The 20,331-nt window shown below is 43.7% G+C and carries 20 protein-coding genes and 1 tRNA gene; 8 read left to right on the forward strand and 13 right to left on the reverse strand.

Annotated features, from left to right (window positions below; genetic code table 11):
• Positions 1-82: 82 nt before the first annotated feature.
• The 3 genes from QO187_RS07480 (at position 83) to QO187_RS07490 (ending at position 2,231) form a co-directional block, all read left to right on the forward strand.
• Positions 83-664 (forward strand): porin family protein, encoded by a 582-nt coding sequence (locus QO187_RS07480; protein WP_102094861.1) that lies wholly within the window; start codon positions 83-85, stop codon positions 662-664.
• A 210-nt stretch (positions 665-874) separates the two neighbouring features.
• Positions 875-1,354: an NfeD family protein gene (locus QO187_RS07485; RefSeq protein WP_057762204.1), complete on the forward strand. Its 480-nt coding sequence runs from the start codon at positions 875-877 to the stop codon at positions 1,352-1,354.
• 16 nt (positions 1,355-1,370) lie between these two features.
• Positions 1,371-2,231: an SPFH domain-containing protein gene (locus QO187_RS07490; protein ID WP_057762202.1), complete on the forward strand. Its 861-nt coding sequence runs from the start codon at positions 1,371-1,373 to the stop codon at positions 2,229-2,231.
• Positions 2,232-2,309: 78 nt separating this feature from the next.
• Here the strand turns inward: QO187_RS07490 and hemN are convergent, their stop codons facing one another.
• Positions 2,310-3,788 carry an oxygen-independent coproporphyrinogen III oxidase gene (gene hemN, locus QO187_RS07495; RefSeq protein WP_371547884.1) on the reverse strand — a complete coding sequence of 493 codons (1,479 nt, stop codon included), beginning with the start codon at positions 3,786-3,788 and terminating at the stop codon, positions 2,310-2,312.
• Positions 3,789-4,219: 431 nt separating this feature from the next.
• Here hemN and QO187_RS07500 point away from each other — a divergent pair, with 431 nt between their 5' ends.
• A complete protein-coding gene (locus QO187_RS07500; RefSeq protein ID WP_102094863.1) occupies positions 4,220-5,809 on the forward strand; it encodes a YifB family Mg chelatase-like AAA ATPase in 1,590 nt (529 codons plus the stop codon).
• Between the two features lie 49 nt (positions 5,810-5,858).
• Here the strand turns inward: QO187_RS07500 and QO187_RS07505 are convergent, their stop codons facing one another.
• Together QO187_RS07505 and QO187_RS07510 are read right to left on the reverse strand one after the other, a co-directional pair.
• Entirely contained in the window at positions 5,859-6,542 is a 684-nt protein-coding gene (locus QO187_RS07505) for a phosphoglycolate phosphatase (protein WP_102094864.1), read from the reverse strand.
• A gap of 62 nt (positions 6,543-6,604) precedes the next feature.
• Entirely contained in the window at positions 6,605-7,105 is a 501-nt protein-coding gene (locus tag QO187_RS07510) for a DUF4385 domain-containing protein (protein ID WP_101204739.1), read from the reverse strand.
• 206 nt (positions 7,106-7,311) lie between these two features.
• Here QO187_RS07510 and QO187_RS07515 point away from each other — a divergent pair, with 206 nt between their 5' ends.
• Complete coding sequence (locus QO187_RS07515) at positions 7,312-7,668, forward strand: hypothetical protein (protein WP_145990562.1); 357 nt, start codon at positions 7,312-7,314, stop codon at positions 7,666-7,668.
• Positions 7,669-7,792: 124 nt separating this feature from the next.
• On the opposite strand, the gene QO187_RS07520 is transcribed toward QO187_RS07515, so the two are convergent.
• Positions 7,793-7,868, reverse strand: a tRNA-Phe gene (locus tag QO187_RS07520).
• A 123-nt stretch (positions 7,869-7,991) separates the two neighbouring features.
• Positions 7,992-8,414 carry a hypothetical protein gene (locus QO187_RS07525; protein WP_102094866.1) on the reverse strand — a complete coding sequence of 141 codons (423 nt, stop codon included), beginning with the start codon at positions 8,412-8,414 and terminating at the stop codon, positions 7,992-7,994.
• A 374-nt stretch (positions 8,415-8,788) separates the two neighbouring features.
• Here QO187_RS07525 and hisB point away from each other — a divergent pair, with 374 nt between their 5' ends.
• From hisB to QO187_RS07540, 3 genes are all read left to right on the forward strand, one after another.
• Entirely contained in the window at positions 8,789-9,454 is a 666-nt protein-coding gene (gene hisB / locus QO187_RS07530; RefSeq protein WP_057762189.1) for an imidazoleglycerol-phosphate dehydratase HisB, read from the forward strand.
• Positions 9,455-9,642: 188 nt separating this feature from the next.
• The gene (gene hisH / locus QO187_RS07535; protein ID WP_102094867.1) at positions 9,643-10,278 is read left to right on the forward strand and encodes an imidazole glycerol phosphate synthase subunit HisH; all 636 of its coding nucleotides are present in this window, start codon (positions 9,643-9,645) and stop codon (positions 10,276-10,278) included.
• Positions 10,279-10,482: 204 nt separating this feature from the next.
• Entirely contained in the window at positions 10,483-10,851 is a 369-nt protein-coding gene (locus QO187_RS07540; RefSeq protein WP_228153258.1) for a hypothetical protein, read from the forward strand.
• A gap of 52 nt (positions 10,852-10,903) precedes the next feature.
• On the opposite strand, the gene QO187_RS07545 is transcribed toward QO187_RS07540, so the two are convergent.
• The 8 genes from QO187_RS07545 to nqrM form a co-directional block, all read right to left on the reverse strand.
• Positions 10,904-12,241: a valine--pyruvate transaminase gene (locus QO187_RS07545; protein ID WP_102094869.1), complete on the reverse strand. Its 1,338-nt coding sequence runs from the start codon at positions 12,239-12,241 to the stop codon at positions 10,904-10,906.
• 308 nt (positions 12,242-12,549) lie between these two features.
• Positions 12,550-13,215 (reverse strand): hypothetical protein, encoded by a 666-nt coding sequence (locus QO187_RS07550; RefSeq protein WP_102091074.1) that lies wholly within the window; start codon positions 13,213-13,215, stop codon positions 12,550-12,552.
• A gap of 4 nt (positions 13,216-13,219) precedes the next feature.
• Complete coding sequence (locus tag QO187_RS07555) at positions 13,220-13,444, reverse strand: hypothetical protein (protein WP_102091073.1); 225 nt, start codon at positions 13,442-13,444, stop codon at positions 13,220-13,222.
• A 418-nt stretch (positions 13,445-13,862) separates the two neighbouring features.
• On the reverse strand, positions 13,863-16,505 hold the full coding sequence (locus QO187_RS07560) for an ABC transporter permease (RefSeq protein WP_102094870.1): 2,643 nt from the start codon (positions 16,503-16,505) through the stop codon (positions 13,863-13,865).
• Between the two features lie 19 nt (positions 16,506-16,524).
• Complete coding sequence (locus QO187_RS07565; protein ID WP_102094871.1) at positions 16,525-17,244, reverse strand: ABC transporter ATP-binding protein; 720 nt, start codon at positions 17,242-17,244, stop codon at positions 16,525-16,527.
• Positions 17,245-17,269: 25 nt separating this feature from the next.
• Positions 17,270-18,130, reverse strand: coding sequence for a GDSL-type esterase/lipase family protein (locus tag QO187_RS07570; protein WP_371547886.1), 861 nt, complete (start codon positions 18,128-18,130; stop codon positions 17,270-17,272).
• Positions 18,131-18,428: 298 nt separating this feature from the next.
• Positions 18,429-19,661 carry a CynX/NimT family MFS transporter gene (locus tag QO187_RS07575; protein ID WP_102094873.1) on the reverse strand — a complete coding sequence of 411 codons (1,233 nt, stop codon included), beginning with the start codon at positions 19,659-19,661 and terminating at the stop codon, positions 18,429-18,431.
• Between the two features lie 390 nt (positions 19,662-20,051).
• On the reverse strand, positions 20,052-20,297 hold the full coding sequence (gene nqrM, locus QO187_RS07580; protein WP_057762175.1) for a (Na+)-NQR maturation NqrM: 246 nt from the start codon (positions 20,295-20,297) through the stop codon (positions 20,052-20,054).
• Positions 20,298-20,331 lie beyond the last annotated feature (34 nt).

The following is a 20,331-nucleotide window of genomic DNA, read 5'->3' on the forward strand; positions in this document are numbered from 1 at the left end:
CTGCTATCTAGTGAAAAATAGTTCAGTAAAATCTGATAACTAGAAAGTTGTTTTTCTACTAAACATAAAGTTGAGAAAATCTATGAAAAATCTACAAAAGGCCTTAATCGCAGTAATCGCTAGTTCAGTAATGACGATGAGCGCACAAGCAGCTGTTAATTATGCAGGCCAACCGTATGCTGGTGCGAAAGTAGGCCAGTACAACCCAGATGTAGATGCAGTTGACCTTGATGATGCGGTATCATATGGAGTTTATGGGGGATACAAGTTTGCTCCAGAGATAGGTATTGAAGCTGAATATTTGACAACTAGCGATGAAGAAGTTTTCAATGATGCATTCGAAAAGCTAGAATACAGCACTGATGTATACGGTTTATATGCAACTTATGATTATGCATTTCCAAATACTACACTTTATGCAAAAGGTCGTTTAGGAATAGCAAAGAATGAATTAGATTTAGAATATACTGACAAAGAAGATTCTGAATTTAGTGCAGATGATAGCTACTCAGAAACAGGTATAGCTGGTGGCTTGGGTTTAGGCTATAACTTCACTCCTATGGTCTCTACCGAAGTCATGTACAACTATTATCCTTCTATAGATGTAGAAGGCGATGATTTTGATGCAAGCGGCATTACTCTAGGTGCCCATTTTAAATTCTAGTATAGAGTTAGAGTTAGTCAATAGAACGATCACTTTAAGTGGTCGTTTTTTTTGCTTAAAATTTATGATGGGGCTTTTAGGGTAATAATTTATAAGTAGCTCACCGATAATATATCATTATCGTTAAAGCGTTGTTATCCTTAAAAATGTGCTACATTAAAAACTGGAATGATAAAGATAGGAATGGTGGCAAGGATGGAGATACTTTGGATGATTGAACCTTGGCATTGGTTAGTATTAGGTTTCTTATTACTAATCGTTGAGATGTTTGTACCGACGTTTGCCAGTCTGTGGTTTGGTGCCGCTGCCATCATCGTTGCAGCGCTATCATGGCTGTTGCCTATTTCTGTCTCTGTTCAGATTATCGTCTGGTTAGTGCTCTCTGCTGTGTTTTTGCTAGCTTGGTTTAAGTTTATCAAACCGTTGTCAGTAGATCGTACCAAAGCTGGGCTAGGCGGTAGTGTCATAGTTGGTGAGGTCGGAATGATTATCGTGTCACCGCAGCTAGATAAAGCTGGCACAGTTAGATTTAGTGTTCCTATCGTTGGTGCTGCTGAATGGATGTGCCGTACGAGAGGGGAGCAGGTGGCAATCGGCGATAGAGTGGTAGTGACGGATATCGTGGGTAACGAGCTGATTGTGAGCAGTACAAAAGCGCAGGCAGCGATGCATAAAAGTATGCAGGTATAATAATAAGGGATGAGTTATGGAAAGCTTTAGTATTGTCATGGTGGTATTGATTGCACTGGTGGTATTCACCGTGTTTAAAGGCGTACGTATTGTACCGCAAGGTTATAAATGGGTGGTGCAGAGACTGGGTAAGTATAGCCAAACGCTAGAGCCTGGACTCAACCTCATCATCCCTTATGTAGATGATGTGGCTTATAAAGTAACGACTAAGGACATCGTACTCGATATCCCGTCACAAGAAGTCATTACTCGTGACAACGTCGTTATCATTGCAAACGCTGTCGCTTATATTAATATCGTGCGTCCTGACAAGGCGGTCTACGGTATCGAAGATTATGAGTACGGTATCCGTAATCTGGTGCAGACGTCATTGCGCTCAATCATTGGTGAGATGGATCTTGATAGTGCATTGTCCAGTCGTGACGAGATCAAAACCAAGCTCAAACATGCAATTTCAGAAGATATCGCAGATTGGGGTATTACCCTTAAGACAGTAGAGATTCAAGATATTAATCCTTCGCAGACCATGCAAGCGTCTATGGAAGAGCAAGCAGCGGCAGAGCGTTTACGCCGTGCAACCGTGACCCGTGCTGATGGTCAAAAGCAAGCTGCTATCTTAGAAGCAGATGGTCGCTTGGAGGCTTCACGCCGTGATGCTGAAGCGCAAGTAGTACTAGCCAGAGGTTCTGAAGAGTCGATTCGTTTGATTACTAGTGCGATGGGCGAGGAAGAGATGCCCATCGTATACTTGCTGGGTGAGCAGTATATCAAAGCGATACGAGAGTTGGCTGAATCTGATAACTCCAAAATGGTGGTATTACCAGCAGATATCTTAAGCACTGTAAAAGGTATGGTCGGTGATAAATTAAAAGTGTAAAAAGTCATAGCAATATTAAAAAAAGACCTCGCTTGAGGTCTTTTTTATGTGTATTAATTGGACTAAAGTTTCGCTAGCTTAGATAACTTTTGAAAAGCGGTTTTGATGTTTCTTTTCTAAATATTCATCAAATACCATGGCGACGTTACGGCCAAGCAAGCGACCTCTAGGTAAGACGCGAATACCTGCTGCATCCATATCTATCAATCTATCGTCTTGCATAGCGCCCAACTGCTGAATCTCACTAATAAAATAGGTGATGGCATCGATACCAAATTTTTGATTCACATCTTTAAAATCGAGATAGTCATGACATAGTAGGTTCATGATGACATATTCACGCAAGCGATCCTTAATAGAGGTTTTAATGTACTTTACTGCAGGCATGACAGTTGGATTAATTTTCGCCATATCAATCTTGGCTTGATAGCTCTGTAGTTCAGTATCGTTTTGCAAAATATAGCGCGTATTGGCATTAGAAATCTGACTGATTGATGAGACACCAAAGCCTAATAAGTCACAATCACCCATGATGGTGTAACCCTGAAAGTTACGATGTAATTTACCCTCACGCTGGGCGATAGCCAACTCGTCATCAGGTTTGGCAAAGTGATCGATACCGATATATTGATAACCGGCTTCGGTCAATGTGTTGACAGTATTGCCGAGCATCGTCAGTTTGGCAGCTGGGCTGGGCAAGTCTTCATCTTTTATCTGACGTTGGGCTTTAAATCGCTCAGGCAAATGCGCATAGTTAAAGACCGATAGGCGGTCTGGTGACATCTCGATGATACGATTTACAGTTTTGTCCAACGTATCAGGTGTTTGATGCGGCAAACCATAAATCAAATCAATATTGATAGAGCGAAAACCAAGCTCACGTGCTTCTGTTAGCACGGTTTCAATAATCTCTGCTGAATGCACACGATTAACGGCGATTTGCACCGTTTCATCCAAGTCCTGCACCCCTAAGCTAATACGGTTGAAACCGAGATTACGCATTATCTTTAGAGTGTTTTCACTCAGCTCACGAGGGTCAATCTCAATAGAGTAGTCACCTTCATCTTCTGGCAAAAAATCAAACTGAGTCTGTAAAAACTCCCACAACTGCACCATCTCTTCGTCACGCAAAAACGTTGGCGTACCACCGCCCAAATGTAGCTGTTTGACCAATAGTTTGTCGCTGCCTTCTGGCGTAGATAATAAGCGGCGTTTATGTGTAATTTCACCAATCAAATACTGCAAGTAATCGCCAGAATCACTATTTTTTTTGGTAATAATCTTATTACAAGCACAGTAGTAGCAAAGGTGACGACAAAACGGAATATGAAAATATAGCGATAAAGGAGCACGCGCTTCACGGTTTTGCAGGATTTTCGTCTCAAGACCGATATTCTCGAAGCTATCTGGTATTGGCGCGAACTCTAGCGCAGTCGGATAAGAGGTATAACGTGGCCCTGAGCGATTGTACTTATTGATGATTGCCTCATCAAATGCTGGTAGCTGCTTGCTCGTAATACTGCCGCGTGTACTGGCATAAGGGTTGTCAGGTTGCATAACAGGGCGCACAGTCGTGGGCGGCTCGTCCGCACGGTTGTAGGGCTGCTGAGTATTTTGTTCTGAATAGTCTGTCATGCGATATTCCTCGTTTTTACTCTAGATACTGCTGGTTTCTGGATTAACAATGATTTCGGATTTGGTGTTTATTTTTCGCTTGTATCAATGATTAAGAATAAGATTCTAATACGTCATCGGCAGCAGTATGTATCGCTAAATGTATAGTAGATAGTATAACAAATCCTTGTTAGCAGTGGGGTGGTCGGAGAGTATTCTTAAATATTAGAATAGAGCTATCATTTACACATAAAAAAACCCAGAACGACGCTGAGGTTGTGGTGATTCTCTCTACACCAGCAATAAAACACGACATTTGCGCGTTGATAAATAATACTTTATTATCAATGACACTCTGTATTAGGAAGATGCTGATGTCGTTTGCCCAAGTCTATACCCGTTCGGTGGTTGGTCTGCATGCTCCCAAGGTCATCATTGAAGTGCATCTATCGCAAGGATTACCTGCATTGACCATCGTTGGCCTACCTGAGGCCGCCGTGCGTGAGAGTAAAGACAGGGTGCGCTCTGCCATTCTCAATTCAGGTTTCCAGTTTCCTAACCGCCGCCTCACGATTAATTTAGCCCCTGCTGATTTGCCTAAAGATGGCGCGCGTTTAGACTTACCAATTGCTATCGGCATACTGGCAGCAAGCGGACAGCTTGAGCCAGAGGTACTATCAGGATTTGAGTTTATCGGCGAATTAGCGCTCAATGGCCAGTTGCGACAAGTAACTGGTAGTTTGGCAGTCGCACGGGCGATTAAAGCTGAAAAACTAGCAATAGCGTTGTCTCAGGTAGCAGCGGATGAACAAAGGCAAAATAATTCAAATAACTCAAATAACTCGCCGCCGATGACACCGCAACTGATTGTACCGATTGATAATGGTCGTGAGGCCAGCCGCGTTGATGGCGTAACGATACTAGCTGCTCAGAGTCTAAAAGCAGTTTGTGATCATCTACAGTCGCTCGTTGACCCAAGTGCAAACTATGAGAGTTTGTCAGTGGTGCAGCCTAATCCAGCACCGCAGCATGTTGGCTATCAAGTGGACTTAGCCGATGTCAAAGGACAACATCATGCTCGGCGCGCGCTAGAGATTGCCGCCGCGGGTGGTCATTCATTGTTATTTACAGGGCCACCAGGTTCTGGCAAGACGCTTATGGCGTCACGATTGCCAACAATATTGCCAGACTTAAGTGATGAAGATGCGCTAGAGGTTGCCAGTACCTATTCGGTGGCGGACAGCGATTATGACTATGGGACGCGGCCGTTCAGACAAGTGCATCATACGATATCAGCTGTAGCATTAGTCGGTGGTGGTTCACGGCCAAAACCAGGCGAGATTACGCTTGCTAATAAAGGGGTATTGTTCCTTGATGAGTTACCAGAATTTGATCGGAGCGTGCTTGAAGTATTACGCCAGCCGTTAGAAGCCAAACAAATTACTATTAGCCGTGCTAACTCTCAAATGACCTTTCCAGCGAATTTTCAATTGGTCGCTGCGATGAATCCTTGCCCATGTGGCTATGATGGCGATACATCAGGACGTTGTCGATGTCGACCTGAGCAAATCAAACGCTATCAAGATAAGTTATCTGGACCTCTCTTAGATCGTATTGACTTACATATTACCGTGCCTGCGTTACCGATTGCTGATTTGCAAAATAGTCAGGTAGGTGAAACCTCCAAGCAAGTACGGGATCGCGTAGTGGTCGCGCATCAGCATCAAATGCAGCGCCAGCAAAAGGTTAATAATGAACTTAGCCCTAGCGAAATTGATGAATATATCCAACTAGGCGACAATGAAAAGCAGTTATTGCAACTTGCTCAGCAGCGTTTGAATCTGTCCGCTCGTGGTTATCATCGAGTGCTAAGAGTAGCACGTACAATCGCGGATTTGGCTAACAGTACCGATATCAACAGCGCCCACGTATCTGAGGCGCTGAGCTATCGCAGTAAAACGTAATCCCTATTTGAGAAAGTTACACCGTGATAATTGTTAGATTCCATATACACTAGGCTTTATCTTTCATAATCCAAGCAACCAAGTCAGCAAAGTGATCAAAGGCTTCGGTTGGATTTAATTCGCGAATATCTTGCCCATAGTTGTAGCCATAAGACAGGCCGAGCGTGTCCATATTGGCGTTCTGTCCAGCCAACATATCGTTTCTAGAGTCACCAATCATCACTGCTTGCTCGACACTGACATTGAGAGTCTCACAGACATGCAGTAGGGGCGTTGGGTCTGGTTTTTTGACAGGTAAACTGTCACCGCCCATCACTTCACTAAACAAATCTTGCCAGCCAAACGACTGTAGTATTTTCGGTACAAATCGAATGGGCTTGTTGGTGACTAAAGCAAGCGTATAGCCAGCTGCGTGCAGTTTTTTGAGTCCGTCATCGACATCTGGATAGGCAACGGTTTTACTACCACTAAGATTCCTATAAGCCTCAAAAAATATTTGCTCTGCGTGATCAGCTTCTCCGACCGTTAGCTCGCCATCTGCTACTTCCACTTTACCAACCAAAGCGCGCTCTACGAGCAGGCGTGAGCCATTTCCTATCCAATTGCGTATCGTCTCGATAGGGTAGGTGTCTTTGCCTAATGTGGTTAGCATGGCGTTGGTTGCGTCGGCCAAATCGGGTACGCTATCAATGAGTGTTCCATCAAAATCAAAAATTAAAAGCTGCTTATTCATTGTTCCTCACTATTGGAAATCGTTATATTTATTATATTGGCCATACCTTAGCACAGTAGCAACTATTCGACATCTTTATAGCGTTCACGATGCTCTTTCTTCATTCTTAAATAATCTTCGTTCTCACGGCATTCATCCCATTTAACTTTAAAGATCCGTGCGGACTCTGCTTTGACTGGGTCTTCCTCTTGTCGTGGCAATTCTTCGCGGCCATGGGCGCCGCTTTGACCTTTTTTATCATCAGGTACCGCGCCTTTATATTTTTTGCCGCCTTTATGATTGGCATAGCGACGAGCGCGGGTATAGCCCATTTGTATAAACTTACGCGCCATATCTGCACCGACGAAATCATCGTCAGCCAAGTAATCTAAAAACATCTGATAGATAGCTTCACTGCTTTCGCGGGCAATGTCAGGAGTCGCAAAACGCCAATGGGGTAAAATCTCAGACTTATACGGCTCTACCAGTAATACGCCTTGCTCACCGCGAGCGACACGGTACAACTCAGGCTGAGCGCGCAAATCTAAACTCTTATAATCCAAGTCGTAATCAAACTCTCTCATAGCTATGACCTATTATTTTTGTCTATTCATATATGGTTATTGAGTATACTTAGCCAAGCTGTTTAGAAAAAAGCACAAAAATGTTATGCAACCGTGACAGTAGGTATTTAGCATCAAAAGCGTTAAGTAGAAATGGTTATGGTAAAGTCAGCTGTGGGACGTATGAAGGCTACAAATATGATGAGTGCAATGCCACGAGAGATACTATGTTGAGAAATAAAATAAGTGTAAATGAGCTGAGCCGTTTGCGATTGACCAAAAATATACTGGTGGCATGGCTATTGCTAACGACAAGCATACTAGCCAACACGACGGCTCACAGCGCATGGTTTGAACGTTTGATTCCGCAAGGTGAGACCTACACGGTACGCGAGATAGATCGCGATTTGGCATTTGTGATAGATGGCTTTATCTATGATGCACGCACGTCTTGTTTTTTGGCAGTGGGCGACCGAGTGATATTTTTTGAGGGGCGTCACGGTATTGATTACCACGCAACTATATACGACTTGGATTCGCGTGAGCGCTGTAATTTATTATTACGTGGTCGGTTGTACGAATAGTGGTCGGCTCTACAAATAAGAGCAACACATGAATAGAATGAACGCTAAAGAATACGGTAAAATTTAAACATAAAAAAAGCCCCGAACATTGCTGTTTAGGGCTTTTTAGAATTCTATTAACGAATGGTGGCTCGAGGCAGGATCGAACTGCCGACACACGGATTTTCAATCCGTTGCTCTACCTACTGAGCTATCGAGCCGTCTTCGTTGAGGTCGCTATTAAACTAAATATACGCGCTTCTGTCAAGCTGTTTTTGCATTATATCTGATAAAAGACGATAAATAATTAGATATTGGCAAAATTAACCGTTTTAGCGCTCAGTTTAGTCTTTTACACGTAATAGTTCGTACTCGCTCATGATACGGTGAATATCGGCGTCAGCAGGGACAAATTCACGTACGCCTTTTCTAACTTCGCAATCATAGACCAGTTTAATAAACTTGGCATCGATAGCACGTTTACGATTCTCTGGATGCACAGTGAGGTACTGCAGGCGCTTAGCATTGGTCTGCCCGTCATCAAAGCAGGCGACAGCGGCGATAGGCTTATCATTGAACATCCCGACATAGAGGTACTGTCCACGTTTAAACCCTTGCTTAATGATATTTAATACCTCGAGACCGTCAGGCTGTGCATCATCACTATCGTACAACGCTTGCAAGCGCTCTGCTAGCTCGTTGTCGCGAGCAGGTTTTTTGATAAGTGGCGCATCCAAACTATTAATGGCGATCGCTTCTAAAGGCATAGCAGTTCCTATAAATAGAGGGTTTCTATAGTATAAATAAGCAGTATGAGACAGCACAAGTCATAGCGTGCAGTGCCGTAAGTAAGGGTCTTCAAAGTCAGCGCGAGTCATGATTGATAATACTGAACACACTATTTTAGCAGAATGAGGTGATTTTGTGCGTGGTTTACCGCTTGGTCGTGGCAGTAAATGTTAGGGTTTGCTATGATGAGGCTATATAATATTTAGTATGTATAAACCCTAATATGTTGATATCTTTTGTATATATCATTTTTTGCTAAGGTCTGACCCAGACACTAGTAAAATATTTTGGGCAGGTTTTTGCCTTATTTATTGACCGCTTTTCACTGATAAAAAACTGATAGAGAGTAGCCATGACAGCCAATGCAACGACGACTGCTGCCACACCTGAGCAAACTGAGTCAAAAAACGTAAATCTATATGGTCGCCCTGAACGTATCGCGACCGTTGAGCGTATCACTGCCGAAACACAAATCACCTGTACCGTTAATCTAGATGGTACGGGTAAAGGTGTGGTAGACACTGGTGTGCCATTTTTGGATCATATGATTGATCAAATTAAGCGTCACGGTTTGTTTGACCTAGATATCAAATGTACCGGTGATACGTTTATTGATGACCATCATAGCGTCGAAGACACTGGCATTACCCTTGGCCAAGCGTTCAATAAAGCATTGGGTGACAAGAAAGGCATTCGTCGTTATGGGCATTTCTATGCGCCGCTAGATGAGTCATTGACCCGTGCTGTCGTCGATCTGTCAGGGCGTCCTGGTTTGCATATGGACATTCCATTTACGCGCTCGCACGTCGGCCGTTTCGATGTTGACCTATTCAGTGAGTTTTTCTACGGGTTCGTCAATCACTCATGGATGACTGTGCATTTGGACAATCTAAAAGGCAAAAACAGCCATCATCAGATCGAATCAACCTTTAAAGCCTTTGCTCGTGCGTTACGTATGGCCTGTGAGTACGATGAGCGTGCGTTGAACACCTTGCCATCGACCAAAGAGGCTTTCTAAGGCGCATTTAAGGCTCTTCTACGGTGTCAGTCAAGCTTGGCGTACTAGTTGTACAGCCTGCGCTTGACTTCCTTGTAGCAAAACCTTATCTACACCCGCGATAATAGAAAGGGCAATAGCCAACAATATAAATGGTCAATAATATAAATAGTACAGTAGTCAAAATATTTAAAAATGAGAACCAATCGATGACTAAAGTAGCACTACTAGATTATGGTATGGGCAACCTGCATTCTGCTAGCAAAGCCCTATCAGTAGTCGGGGCAGAAGTCTCTATCACCAATGATTCAAAAGTCGTTGCGGCGGCTGATAAAATTGTTTTCCCTGGTGTGGGTGCGATGCGTGATTGTATCGCTGGTATGCACGAGGCGGGCATTGATGATGTCATACGTCATGCAGTGTTTAACAAGCCCGTTATGGCCATCTGTGTGGGCATGCAGGCGTTGTTTGAGCAGTCAGCTGAAAATGGTGGTACGGACTGCCTAGGCATCTTAAACGGCACTGTAGAAGCGTTTGACCCTACGTGGAAAGACAAGCAGGGTGCGACGATAAAAGTACCGCATATGGGCTGGAATACCATCAGCGGTATGGATTTTGACCATCCGCTCTGGCACGGTATCGAAGACAATGCGCATTTTTACTTTGTGCATAGTTATTACTGTGAGCCTGCCGATAGCTCACAAGTAGCGGCGGTATGTGACTATGGTCAACCGTTCTGCGCCAGTGTGATCCAAGACAATCTATTTGCCACCCAATTCCATCCAGAAAAGAGCCATACTGCTGGCTTGCAACTGCTCAAGAACTTCGTAGAGTGGAATGTGTAAGTAGGCGATAAACGTGAAGTGAATATTTAATTTAGTAGAAGGTAGATTATCAATTGTATAATCTGCCTTTTTTATGCTCAGCCATCACTTTGTAGCTGCTATTCTTCAGCTATTATAGTTTAGCCATCATGGTTTAGTGATACGCTCAGTTATTTTCTACTTGCTTATATTTGGAATATCTCAGTGGATTTTACTGCCTTTAAAATGAATGTTGTGGAAACAACTGGCCTTGCCAAAGATGCCTTACATATCTATGTCGGTGTCGGTGTTTATCTGCTGTGTCTGGTTGCGCTGCGTCCTATTATCAAAAGCCAAGGTATTCGGTCATTTATCGCTCTGATCGTCGTGACTTGCATTGCGCTGTTGGGTGAGTATCTGGACAATCGAGATACGATTGAATCGCTTGGCTTGGCAAGCTTGAGCCGTGATCAGATACTCGCGAGTATCCGTGATTTGATTAATACGTGTATGCTGTCGTATGTGCTCTTTGCATTGAATAAGTGGACGACTATATTTCGACCAACCTATAAATCTACTTCATTGACCAAACGCCATAAAAAAACGGACTATTGATTAGTCCGTTTTTTCACTTTGCTATTTGAATTTATAATTCTAGCAGCTCATCTTATTTCTTGGCTTCATCATACAGCTCACGTACGACTTCACCAATGGCTTTAATACCATCCGTTAGCGTCTGCTCATCAGCGGCGATACTCATGCGGATACACTCATGTGCGTGCTGATAATCGCTAACATCGACACCAGGGAAGAAGTACTCACTTGGCACGATAAGCGTGCCTTTTTCTTTAAGGCGCTCGTATAGATCCAGCGTGCTAATTGGCAAGTCTTTAAACCATAACCATAAGAATATCGCGCCTTCAGGCTTATGAATGACCAACGGATAATCGCCCAAGGCTTCTTTTAATAGCTTCACCGCGAGTGTCGCCTGCTTTTGATAAAACGGCTTAATCTCATTATCGGCTAACTGCTTGATACGGTCATTCTCTACCAACGGCGTGGCAATCGCTGCACCAAAGCGTGTCGGCGCTAGATTGACCACTGCATTCATCGCGCTGACCGCTTCGATTACTTTGGCATCAGCCACGATAATACCCGTACGCATACCAGGCAAACCAATCTTCGACAGGCTAAAGCACAGAATCGTATTGTTATCCCAATTCAGATGCGCGTCAGAGTAGATGATATTGGGGAAGGGCATACCGTAGGCGTTATCGATAATTAGCGGTATGTCATAGCGTTTGGCAATCTCGGCCAAATGCGCCATTTCATCATCGGTTAGCACGTTGCCAGTAGGATTAGTTGGGCGTGAGCAGCAAATCGCGCCGATACGACCTTCCTTTAACGCTGGCAAGTTCTCTAACGCGTCAAAATCCACACGATATTTAAAGAAACCTTCCTCGCCATCATGCGTCACTTCATCGATATGCGGTAATACCGCGGTGAAATGCTGACCTTCCACATGCACATCGCTATAGCCAATATACTCAGGGGTCAATGGCAGTAGAATGGACTTGTCGATAGACTCGCTATTCTCATCTTGACTATTTTCATCAACGAACGCACCGCCAAACAGATTAAACAGATAGAAAAACGCATTCTGTGAGCCATTGGTCAGGGCAATGTTTTCTGAAGTAAGATTCCAATCATAATGACGGTTAAAGAAGCCAACCAACGCATCAATAAAGGCGGCATCACCTTGCGGATTAGAGTAGTTCGCCATGCTAATAATCGCGCTACTGTTGGGTACGCCTGCGTCGTTATCAACGCCCAGCGCCTTATAGGTCTCCAAAAACAACTCATTGACAGCATCAATTTTGGCAGGATTACCACCGCCCAGCATGTTGACTGGCTGATCGCTTTTTAGCGCGTCGCCCAAATCGTCCATCAATTGTGAAATGCCAGTGGGCTGGGTAAATTTTTGACCGAACTTTGAGAATTTCATAAGGCTACCATGCTGTTTGGGAGGGTGTTATAAGTGGGTATTTAACCGATAAAGTGGGGCTAGTATAGCAAATGGTGGGGGTAAGGTAAGCACGCAGTAGTGTTGATATTGTCTTATCTGTTTGTACGTCAAGTAAATAAAAAACGCCCGCTAAATGAATAGGGGCGCAAAATTTCCAAATCTTAATTGTGAATGTAACGAAATATAAATTTAAACAAAAGTTTGCTAGGTAGATCTGGTTAAAAGTAACAAATGTTTGGACCAATAAAACAGTCTATAATAGTTATGAGTACTACGTTTGAAGAAACTTACTTTTGTACAGTCGTTTGAGAGTATAAAAAATTTACTAAGAAATCTGGTTTTTTTAGTTCAAAACTTCCCGATGCATAACCAGCTAATAGTGTAACAATCATACCTATAACAAAAGCTACTAATATATCCCATAATCTATCTTTAAAAGTCTTGGTTTTTCTAACCTTTTTAATAGAACTCACTTTGCTTGCTACAAATAAATCCAAAAATTTATTTAAAGCCTCAATAGATTGATACCACAGAATAATTGTGTCTTCAGGGTTTACACCTGTGTTCGTTACTTCTGCTCTTCGAGCTTTTTTAGCAAATTCTTCAGATTCTTTGAGTAATTTATAACAACCATCCATTGTAGAATTATGTCCAAGTTGCATCAAGTCTGCATCACTAGAAAAGTCTTTAGCTCTTTTACGTAGTTCAATCCATATCAATTTTGCGCAGTCTAAAGACGCCCTAACTAGATGACCGTGTGCCTTGTCATAGTTCTTTGTAGCTGTCTCAAGACAAGTAGTGGTTTTAGCAACAACTAAATGGCTTAAGCATGCTTGCAGTTCGAATGATACTTGCTCGCTTTTCTCTCCAATGGTTGCAACTAAATCAGCGTATAAGTACTTAAATGTTTCATTATAAAATTTGTAGACTTCATCTTCATTAGTCACTGTCATTAATCTAACACTCTATAAAAACGTACTCGTCAAGCGCATCATTAATATCACTAGTAGTCATTTTTTTATAATCAAAAACATTCCCTCTTGCAGGAACAAGACTATTCTCGGATTTAGTAAATGGTATCACTTCTAAATTCTTAGTACTTCTTACTTTCTCTTCGATTTCTAGAATAGAAAGATTTTCAGCACTTGAATTTACTAGTTTTCTAAAAATATCTCCTATCATAGAAACCTCTAATTTTTAATGGTCGGATATTATACTCATATTATGATAATGAGCACAGCTTTATTTCTAAGGTATCGTAACTGTAATATTAAGGATTAACAAGGAGTTAATGTATATAGATAGTAATAACTAACCTCTATATTAGAAAAAATCATTATCAGAATATAAATTTTAGTGATGTATAAGATATTGATTTATAAAAGATAAATAAGATGAAAGGCATGAAAAACTATGTCATCACCTGAATAGGATAGAATAAATGCAAGCATTTATTCTATCCTATTCAGGTGATGACAAGATATAGAAATATGTAAAATATTGTAATATTTAATCTACATTTAAATACAATAATACACGAGATATTGGTTACATGCACTAAACATATTTTCGTTACAACAAAATCTTCAACATCAACTCACTAAATCATCGCCCTTACTCTTGCCATAATTCCGCGCCCAATCACCAATCTCACATAAATAATAGCAATGGCAAACAGCAACACGATTAATGCTGCACCGCCAATCGCCAAGCTCGTCCACGGCACACTAAATTGTAGATTAAACCATTGCGTGATTGCTGCCCATGCGCCAACGCTGGCGATCACAACGGCAAAGGTCGCCGCACTAATACCAAGCACACCCAGCTCTAAGATATTGAGCATATACAAGTCCCGCTTTTGCATACCGAGCAGTCTAAATGACGCGCTGTCTTTCATGCGATCTTGTGAGGTAGACAGTAGCGAGCTGATCAGCACCATGACGCCAGTGAGTAGGGCAAGTAAGGTAAACACATAGACCAAGCGGCTCATTTGTACCACCAACTCTTGGATTTGCTTGGCGATAGCAGTGCCATCAATCGTAGTGACAGCAGGGAACTCGCGTACCAGCTTGCCTTGCAGTTCTGGAATGGCATCTTCTGATACGTGCGCGGTGGCAAATTGAATCTGCGGGGCGGCGGATAGTACAGACGGCTCAAACAAGAAGTAAAAATACGGACTTGGGCCACGCTCATAGCGCGTGCGAATACTGGTAATCTGCCCGATGATTTCGATACCTTGAATGTTAAAACGTACCTGATCACCCATACCGACATTGAGCATACTGGCAGCAGTGTCCAAGATAGACAAGGGTTTGATTTGCTCATTTGTCGCATCGATAGGGGTATATAGCGCATCATCTGTGAGCGATTCAGTGATGTATTCTGTCTCCATGACCGTATCTGCATAGCTCAAGTTAAAGACACGCGTGGGATCATCAAACCCATCAGCAGGCTCGATATCTTTTGCCGCCACATCATTTGCCGTTTCCACACGGGCACGAATGACGGGATAATAAGTGACAGGCGCCTCAATGAACGCATCAATATCGTCATGCTGATCGCTCTGCACATCGAGCAAAAACAGATTGGGCGCGTCTTCAGGATAAGCATTGATAAACTGCGCATTGATACTGTGATTGAGTGTGGTGATAAGCGTCAGCACCGCCACCGATAGTGATAAGGTGACAAAGAATAACGCTGATTGGTTGCCTTTACGCGCCAGATTATGAATGGAGATACGCTGCATCCAACTGACCTTGGTATTACTTGCCAACTTGTTGAGCAGCCAGAGCCACCCACGTGCCAATAGCCAAAATATCGCCACAAAGCCAATCAAGCCGCCCAATAACTGTGCGCCTAATGACAGCGAACCCACTTCATAAGCAAAGAAAGCATACAGCCCTGCCAGCACCAAGCCATACCATAGTAACGGTACGCGTCGATACCAAGGCAAGCTTTGTGTTTGCGTGCTCGCCCCTTGATTGAGTAGGGTAGCGGGTTTGGTCGTGTTAAGTGCGCTTAGACCACGCTGCGCAATCAGTAGCGTCAGGGCTAAAGCAATCACAATGGTTTTAATCGCACTGATTGGATTGATGGCTAGACCAACGTCGGCAGGCAATATAGCGACCAGATACGGCTGACCGATTTTAAGCAAGCCCAGACTAAGGGTAACCGCTGCGATACAAGCAATGACAGTCGTGACGATAAGTAGCTGATAGTAGCTACGCTTGAGTGAGCCAAGTGGCTCGCCGAGCGCCAAGCGAATCGCGTTATTGGACTGCTGCTTGCTGACAAACGCACTAATGACGCCGTACATGGCGACCGCAGATAGTAGTAACACCGCGATGACTAGCAGTTTTAAAAACATCAGCACATTATCAGAGATACGCGAAACCGAGGTATCTGCAGACTCTGCGTCAGAGAGCTCGATATCAGGATAATTAGTCAGGATATCTGTGAGCTTGTCACGCTGCGTGGTTATTAGCTCTGGATCGCCTGCCATCTCGATACGATAGTTTATTCGGCTACGTTGTCCCAATAGGTTGGTTGATGGAAGTGCATCTTGTTTCATCAACACACGCCCACCGAAACCAAAGGTGGTCAGCGGACGGTCAGGCTCTTTGGTTAGTACATCACTAATCGTGAACTGCGCATCGCCAATGGTGATACGGTCGCCGACATCGGCCTGTAGACTACTGAGCACTTCTGGTGCGACGATCACACTGTCAGATGTTAGCTGATCCCACAGTGGCTGTCCTGAGGCAAGCTCCGCTGTGCCGTATAGGGGATACGACGGCGAGACGGCTTTGACGCTGGCAAGCAAGGTTTGCTCATCGTTGACCAGCATGGCGCTAAACTGATAGTCATACACCGTCTGTGTATCAGGGATAGTTTCTACCTGTGACAATACTTCGCTTGGCCAGTCTTGCTTACTGTTTAGGATTAGATCCCCACCAACGAGCGCGCGCTGATTGTCATTGATGTAGCTATCGACAGACTGCTGCACAGAGTCGAGGGTTAGGTAGGTTGCAAGTGACAAGGTCAACGTTAGTAGGAACAACACGGGATACACCCAGCGCTGCCACCAACTACGGCTGAGTGCTTGTGAGCCTAGTGTTTGAAAACCTAGAGTACGGGTAAATAGTTGACTAAGAATGCCGCTAGGATAACTGGACTCTTGATGCATACTGGTAGCAGTCTTTTTTGTATCAGGCGATTTGTTGTCTGTGGGCTTACTATTCATTAAGATACAATCCAGTTATTCATGTAGGTACAATGCGGCCGTCATGCATAGTGATGACGCGATCTGCCATCTCGGCAAGTGCAGGGTCATGAGTCACGACCACCAGTGCCGAGCCAACCTGTTGACGTAGGTCTAACAATAGCTGCATGACTTGATCAGCATTTTGCTCATCCAAGTTACCCGTTGGCTCATCCGCAAACACAATCTTTGGATGCGATACCAGTGCTCGTGCTACTGCTGTACGCTGCTGCTCACCACCTGACAACTGATTGGGTAAGCTGTGACGTCTATGCCCTAAGTCGACCGCATCTATCAGCTCGTCTACGCGTGCTAGGTTTGGACGTCTGGCAATATCAAGTGGAAAGGCGATATTTTCAGCGACGGTCAGTGTGGGCAATAAATGAAACGACTGAAAGACAAAGCCCATATCCTGTTGACGAATAACGGCTAGCGCATCTTCGTCAAGACTGCTAAGCATTTGACCTGCCAGCGATACCGTACCGTTATCGGGATAGTCTAATGCCGCGAGTAAACCTAACAAAGTAGATTTACCTGAGCCTGATTTGCCCATAATGACCACAAACTCGCCAGCATTAACATAGATATCCACGTCTTTGATGATGGACAGCTTTTGCTCACCGACTTGTACGGTTTTATTTAACTGTGAGGCGGTCAGTAGTGCTTGTGTCTTAGCGTCTGCTTGTGGCGTTGCTGTGGCAGTCGAAGATGATGATGTCATTACAGTATCTCGTTTAATGGTCTCGTTAAATAGTCTCGTTTGTCTTATTTTCTGTCGTATTGTCTTGAGCAGTCGTAGCTGTGTTATCGGTATCGGCTGTTTTTAACTCTTGTAGTTCTTCTAGCTCTTTTAACTTAGTCTCTAGAATAGGCAGGATATTGTTATTAACGATAATCTCATAGCCTTCTTTGGTTGGATGAATCGCATCTGCTTGGTTAAGCTCTCGGTCACCGCCGACGCCCTCTAAGAAGAACGGAATAAGCGTTAGATTCATATCCTTGGCAACACGTGGATAAATGTCTGAGAATGCCGCGACGTATTCACTGCCTAGATTGTCATAGATCGACATACCGCCCAAGATGACGACACTGCCATTGTCTTGCAGGTGCTTAACCGCAGTACGAATATTGGCTTCAATGGTCGCCACATCGATACCGCGTATCGCATCGTTAGCACCGATAGTTAATATAGTGATGTCAGGTTTGGTTTGCGATACCCAGTCCAATCGATTGACCAATCCCGTACTGGTTTCACCGCTTAGACCTGAGTTGATAACTTTGGCGTTAGCGTAGCCCATCTCTTGCAGACGATCTTCTAACTGAGCAGGATAGTTGTCGTCTTTGTCCACTCCCAAACCTTCTGTCAGTGAGTCACCAAGCGCTAGAATAGTAAGTGATGAGGATTTGACCTGTTGATCAGTTGATGCTGCGGTTTCAGTGGCTACTGGAGCAGTGCTGGCTTGACGGTTAGTCGCTTCAGTACTGGTACTCTGCGTGTCAGTAGCAGGTGTCGTTTCAGCTTCTTTTTGACAGCCACTGATAGCCATTACAGCTGCGAGCATAGCGATAGCAGGCAAGCACCGACCAAAACGAGAGGGAAATTTCATCATGGGTGTTATGTCCTATATGCAATCAAACCAAGGTATAGTCAAATCCTATCTAAATCAGATACGGTATCAGTCGGATGAGTCGTCAGGCTCGCTCAGTCTACTATTGGTAGTACTGTCACTCACCTTCCTTTTATCCAGATTATATTGAGTATCCAGCTTATATTAAGTATCTAAGTTATATTGAACTGACTATAGCAAAATAAGACAGTGACCTATATTGCCCTAAGGTTAATTTAAAGCCGCTTTATTGCGTGTTAGCAATTATGGCCTTATGAATAACAAAGGCTTATAGCAATCAAATATATTTGCCATCGACCATCACTGGACGACTAACAAGCCAAGCAATCACGACGTTGACAATCATCAGTATCAGCATAATAAAAAGTGGCACACTCCAACTGCCCGTTGTTTCATGCAGCCAGCCTGTACCCAATGGCCCAAAAAACGCAATGACGTAACCAACTGCTTGAGCCATGCCAGACAGCTCACTTGCCTGATTGGTCGTATAAGTACGCATAGAGAACAGCATCATGCTCAAGGTAAAAATTGCTGAACAGCCCATGCCCATCATACCTGACCATAGCCATGCCAAATCAGTCGATAGATAGCTGACACCCAATATACCAACGACGTTTAGCACAGCAGCAAATACAGCCAATGCTTGAATAGGTCGGCCGCGATTGACCAACCAAGTTAAACTTAAGATAGAAACCGGTGCCATAAACTGAAATACAGAGCCCATCTGTCCAGCACTGACGGCAGATAGTCCCTTACTGACCCAAATCGATGGTAAAAAACTGGCAACGGTGTAAAACAATAATGACTGCAATCCCATAAAAATAGCAATCTGCCACGCAAAGGTGGTTCGCCACATAGAGATATCAGAAGAACCTAAAGCCGCAGGGATAACTGCTTGATGATTGGACGAACCCAAACGTACACGTAAGAACAGCCAGATAACAAAGGCAAATACGCCTAGTATTGTCCAACCGCCTAATGCCCACTGCCAACCTACTTGCTCCGATAGCGGTAATACGACGCCTGCGACGATACCTGCTGCTGTGGTCATCGTCAGACTAAACAGACCAGTAATCAGCGGAATATGTTGCGGGGTACGCTGTTTAATGACCGGTGCTGCTAAAGTATTAGCGAAACCAATAGCAAGGGTAAGTAGCAAAGTACCAATTAAAAACCCACTCCATGTCGGGATAGCGGTACGGATAATCATCCCTACCGTCAATAGCCCAATCATGGCAATCAGTGTGTTTTCTAGTCCGAATCGCTTACCAATGGTTGGGGAAATCAGCGCACCAACGGCAAAGCTCAGCATAGGCACTGCTCCTAGCCAGCCTATCTGAAACTCAGAGATATCAAGCGCGTCTTTTACCACTGGGGCGATAGAACCTAGCGCGACGATAGGCGCACGCATATTGGTAGCTAGCAGAATCATGGCACACAGTACCAACCAAAAGGTAAAGCGTGAGGAGGGCAGGCTAGATGAAGCAGATAGATTGGACGAGGTAGACATAGCAGCACAACGATGACAGCGAAAAAAGAACACGTTATCAAACAGCGCCAAGAAATTGCCGCTTATAAAATAACACCAGAGAGCATTTACCCAGACACGTACCTAAACGGTAATCGATATCTTAAATGCGACCGAAAAATATATGTAGCGCGTAAGACATACATTCGCTTAACTGACTTTGCTAAATCGGCAGGCAGCTTAATATATGAGTGGTTACTTCGAGTTACGGCTTTAGAACAGTGATAATAAAAGATGGCGATAATAAGGAATCTTAAATAAGTAGTCTTATCGCACAATAAAAATAGCGCCAAGTCACTTTTGAATGACTTGACGCTATTATAAGAACATATGTCAGGTAAATGCTACCAGCGTATGGTAACCAATAGGCTATTAAACCGATTTACCCAATTGAGCAGCTCTTAATGCATTCTCTTGTTGTTCAGCGATTAATGAATCGCACTTATTGGGATCATTGCCGCAAAACGAGCAATTTTCGTCGCCCATCAATTTGGCAACACCGCCACAAGATCCTCTAAGCGGCTTTTTTTTGACCATATAACCGACGCCCATAAAAATGAAGAATAGGACAAATACGGTGAAAGTAATGGCAAGCATAGGAAGCAGTTGGCTAAGCATAGAGGAAACCTCATTTTAAAAAATAGGGCAGTTA

Origin of the sequence: Psychrobacter sp. Arc9, assembly GCF_041431295.1 — a bacterium.
Classification (GTDB): domain Bacteria; phylum Pseudomonadota; class Gammaproteobacteria; order Pseudomonadales; family Moraxellaceae; genus Psychrobacter.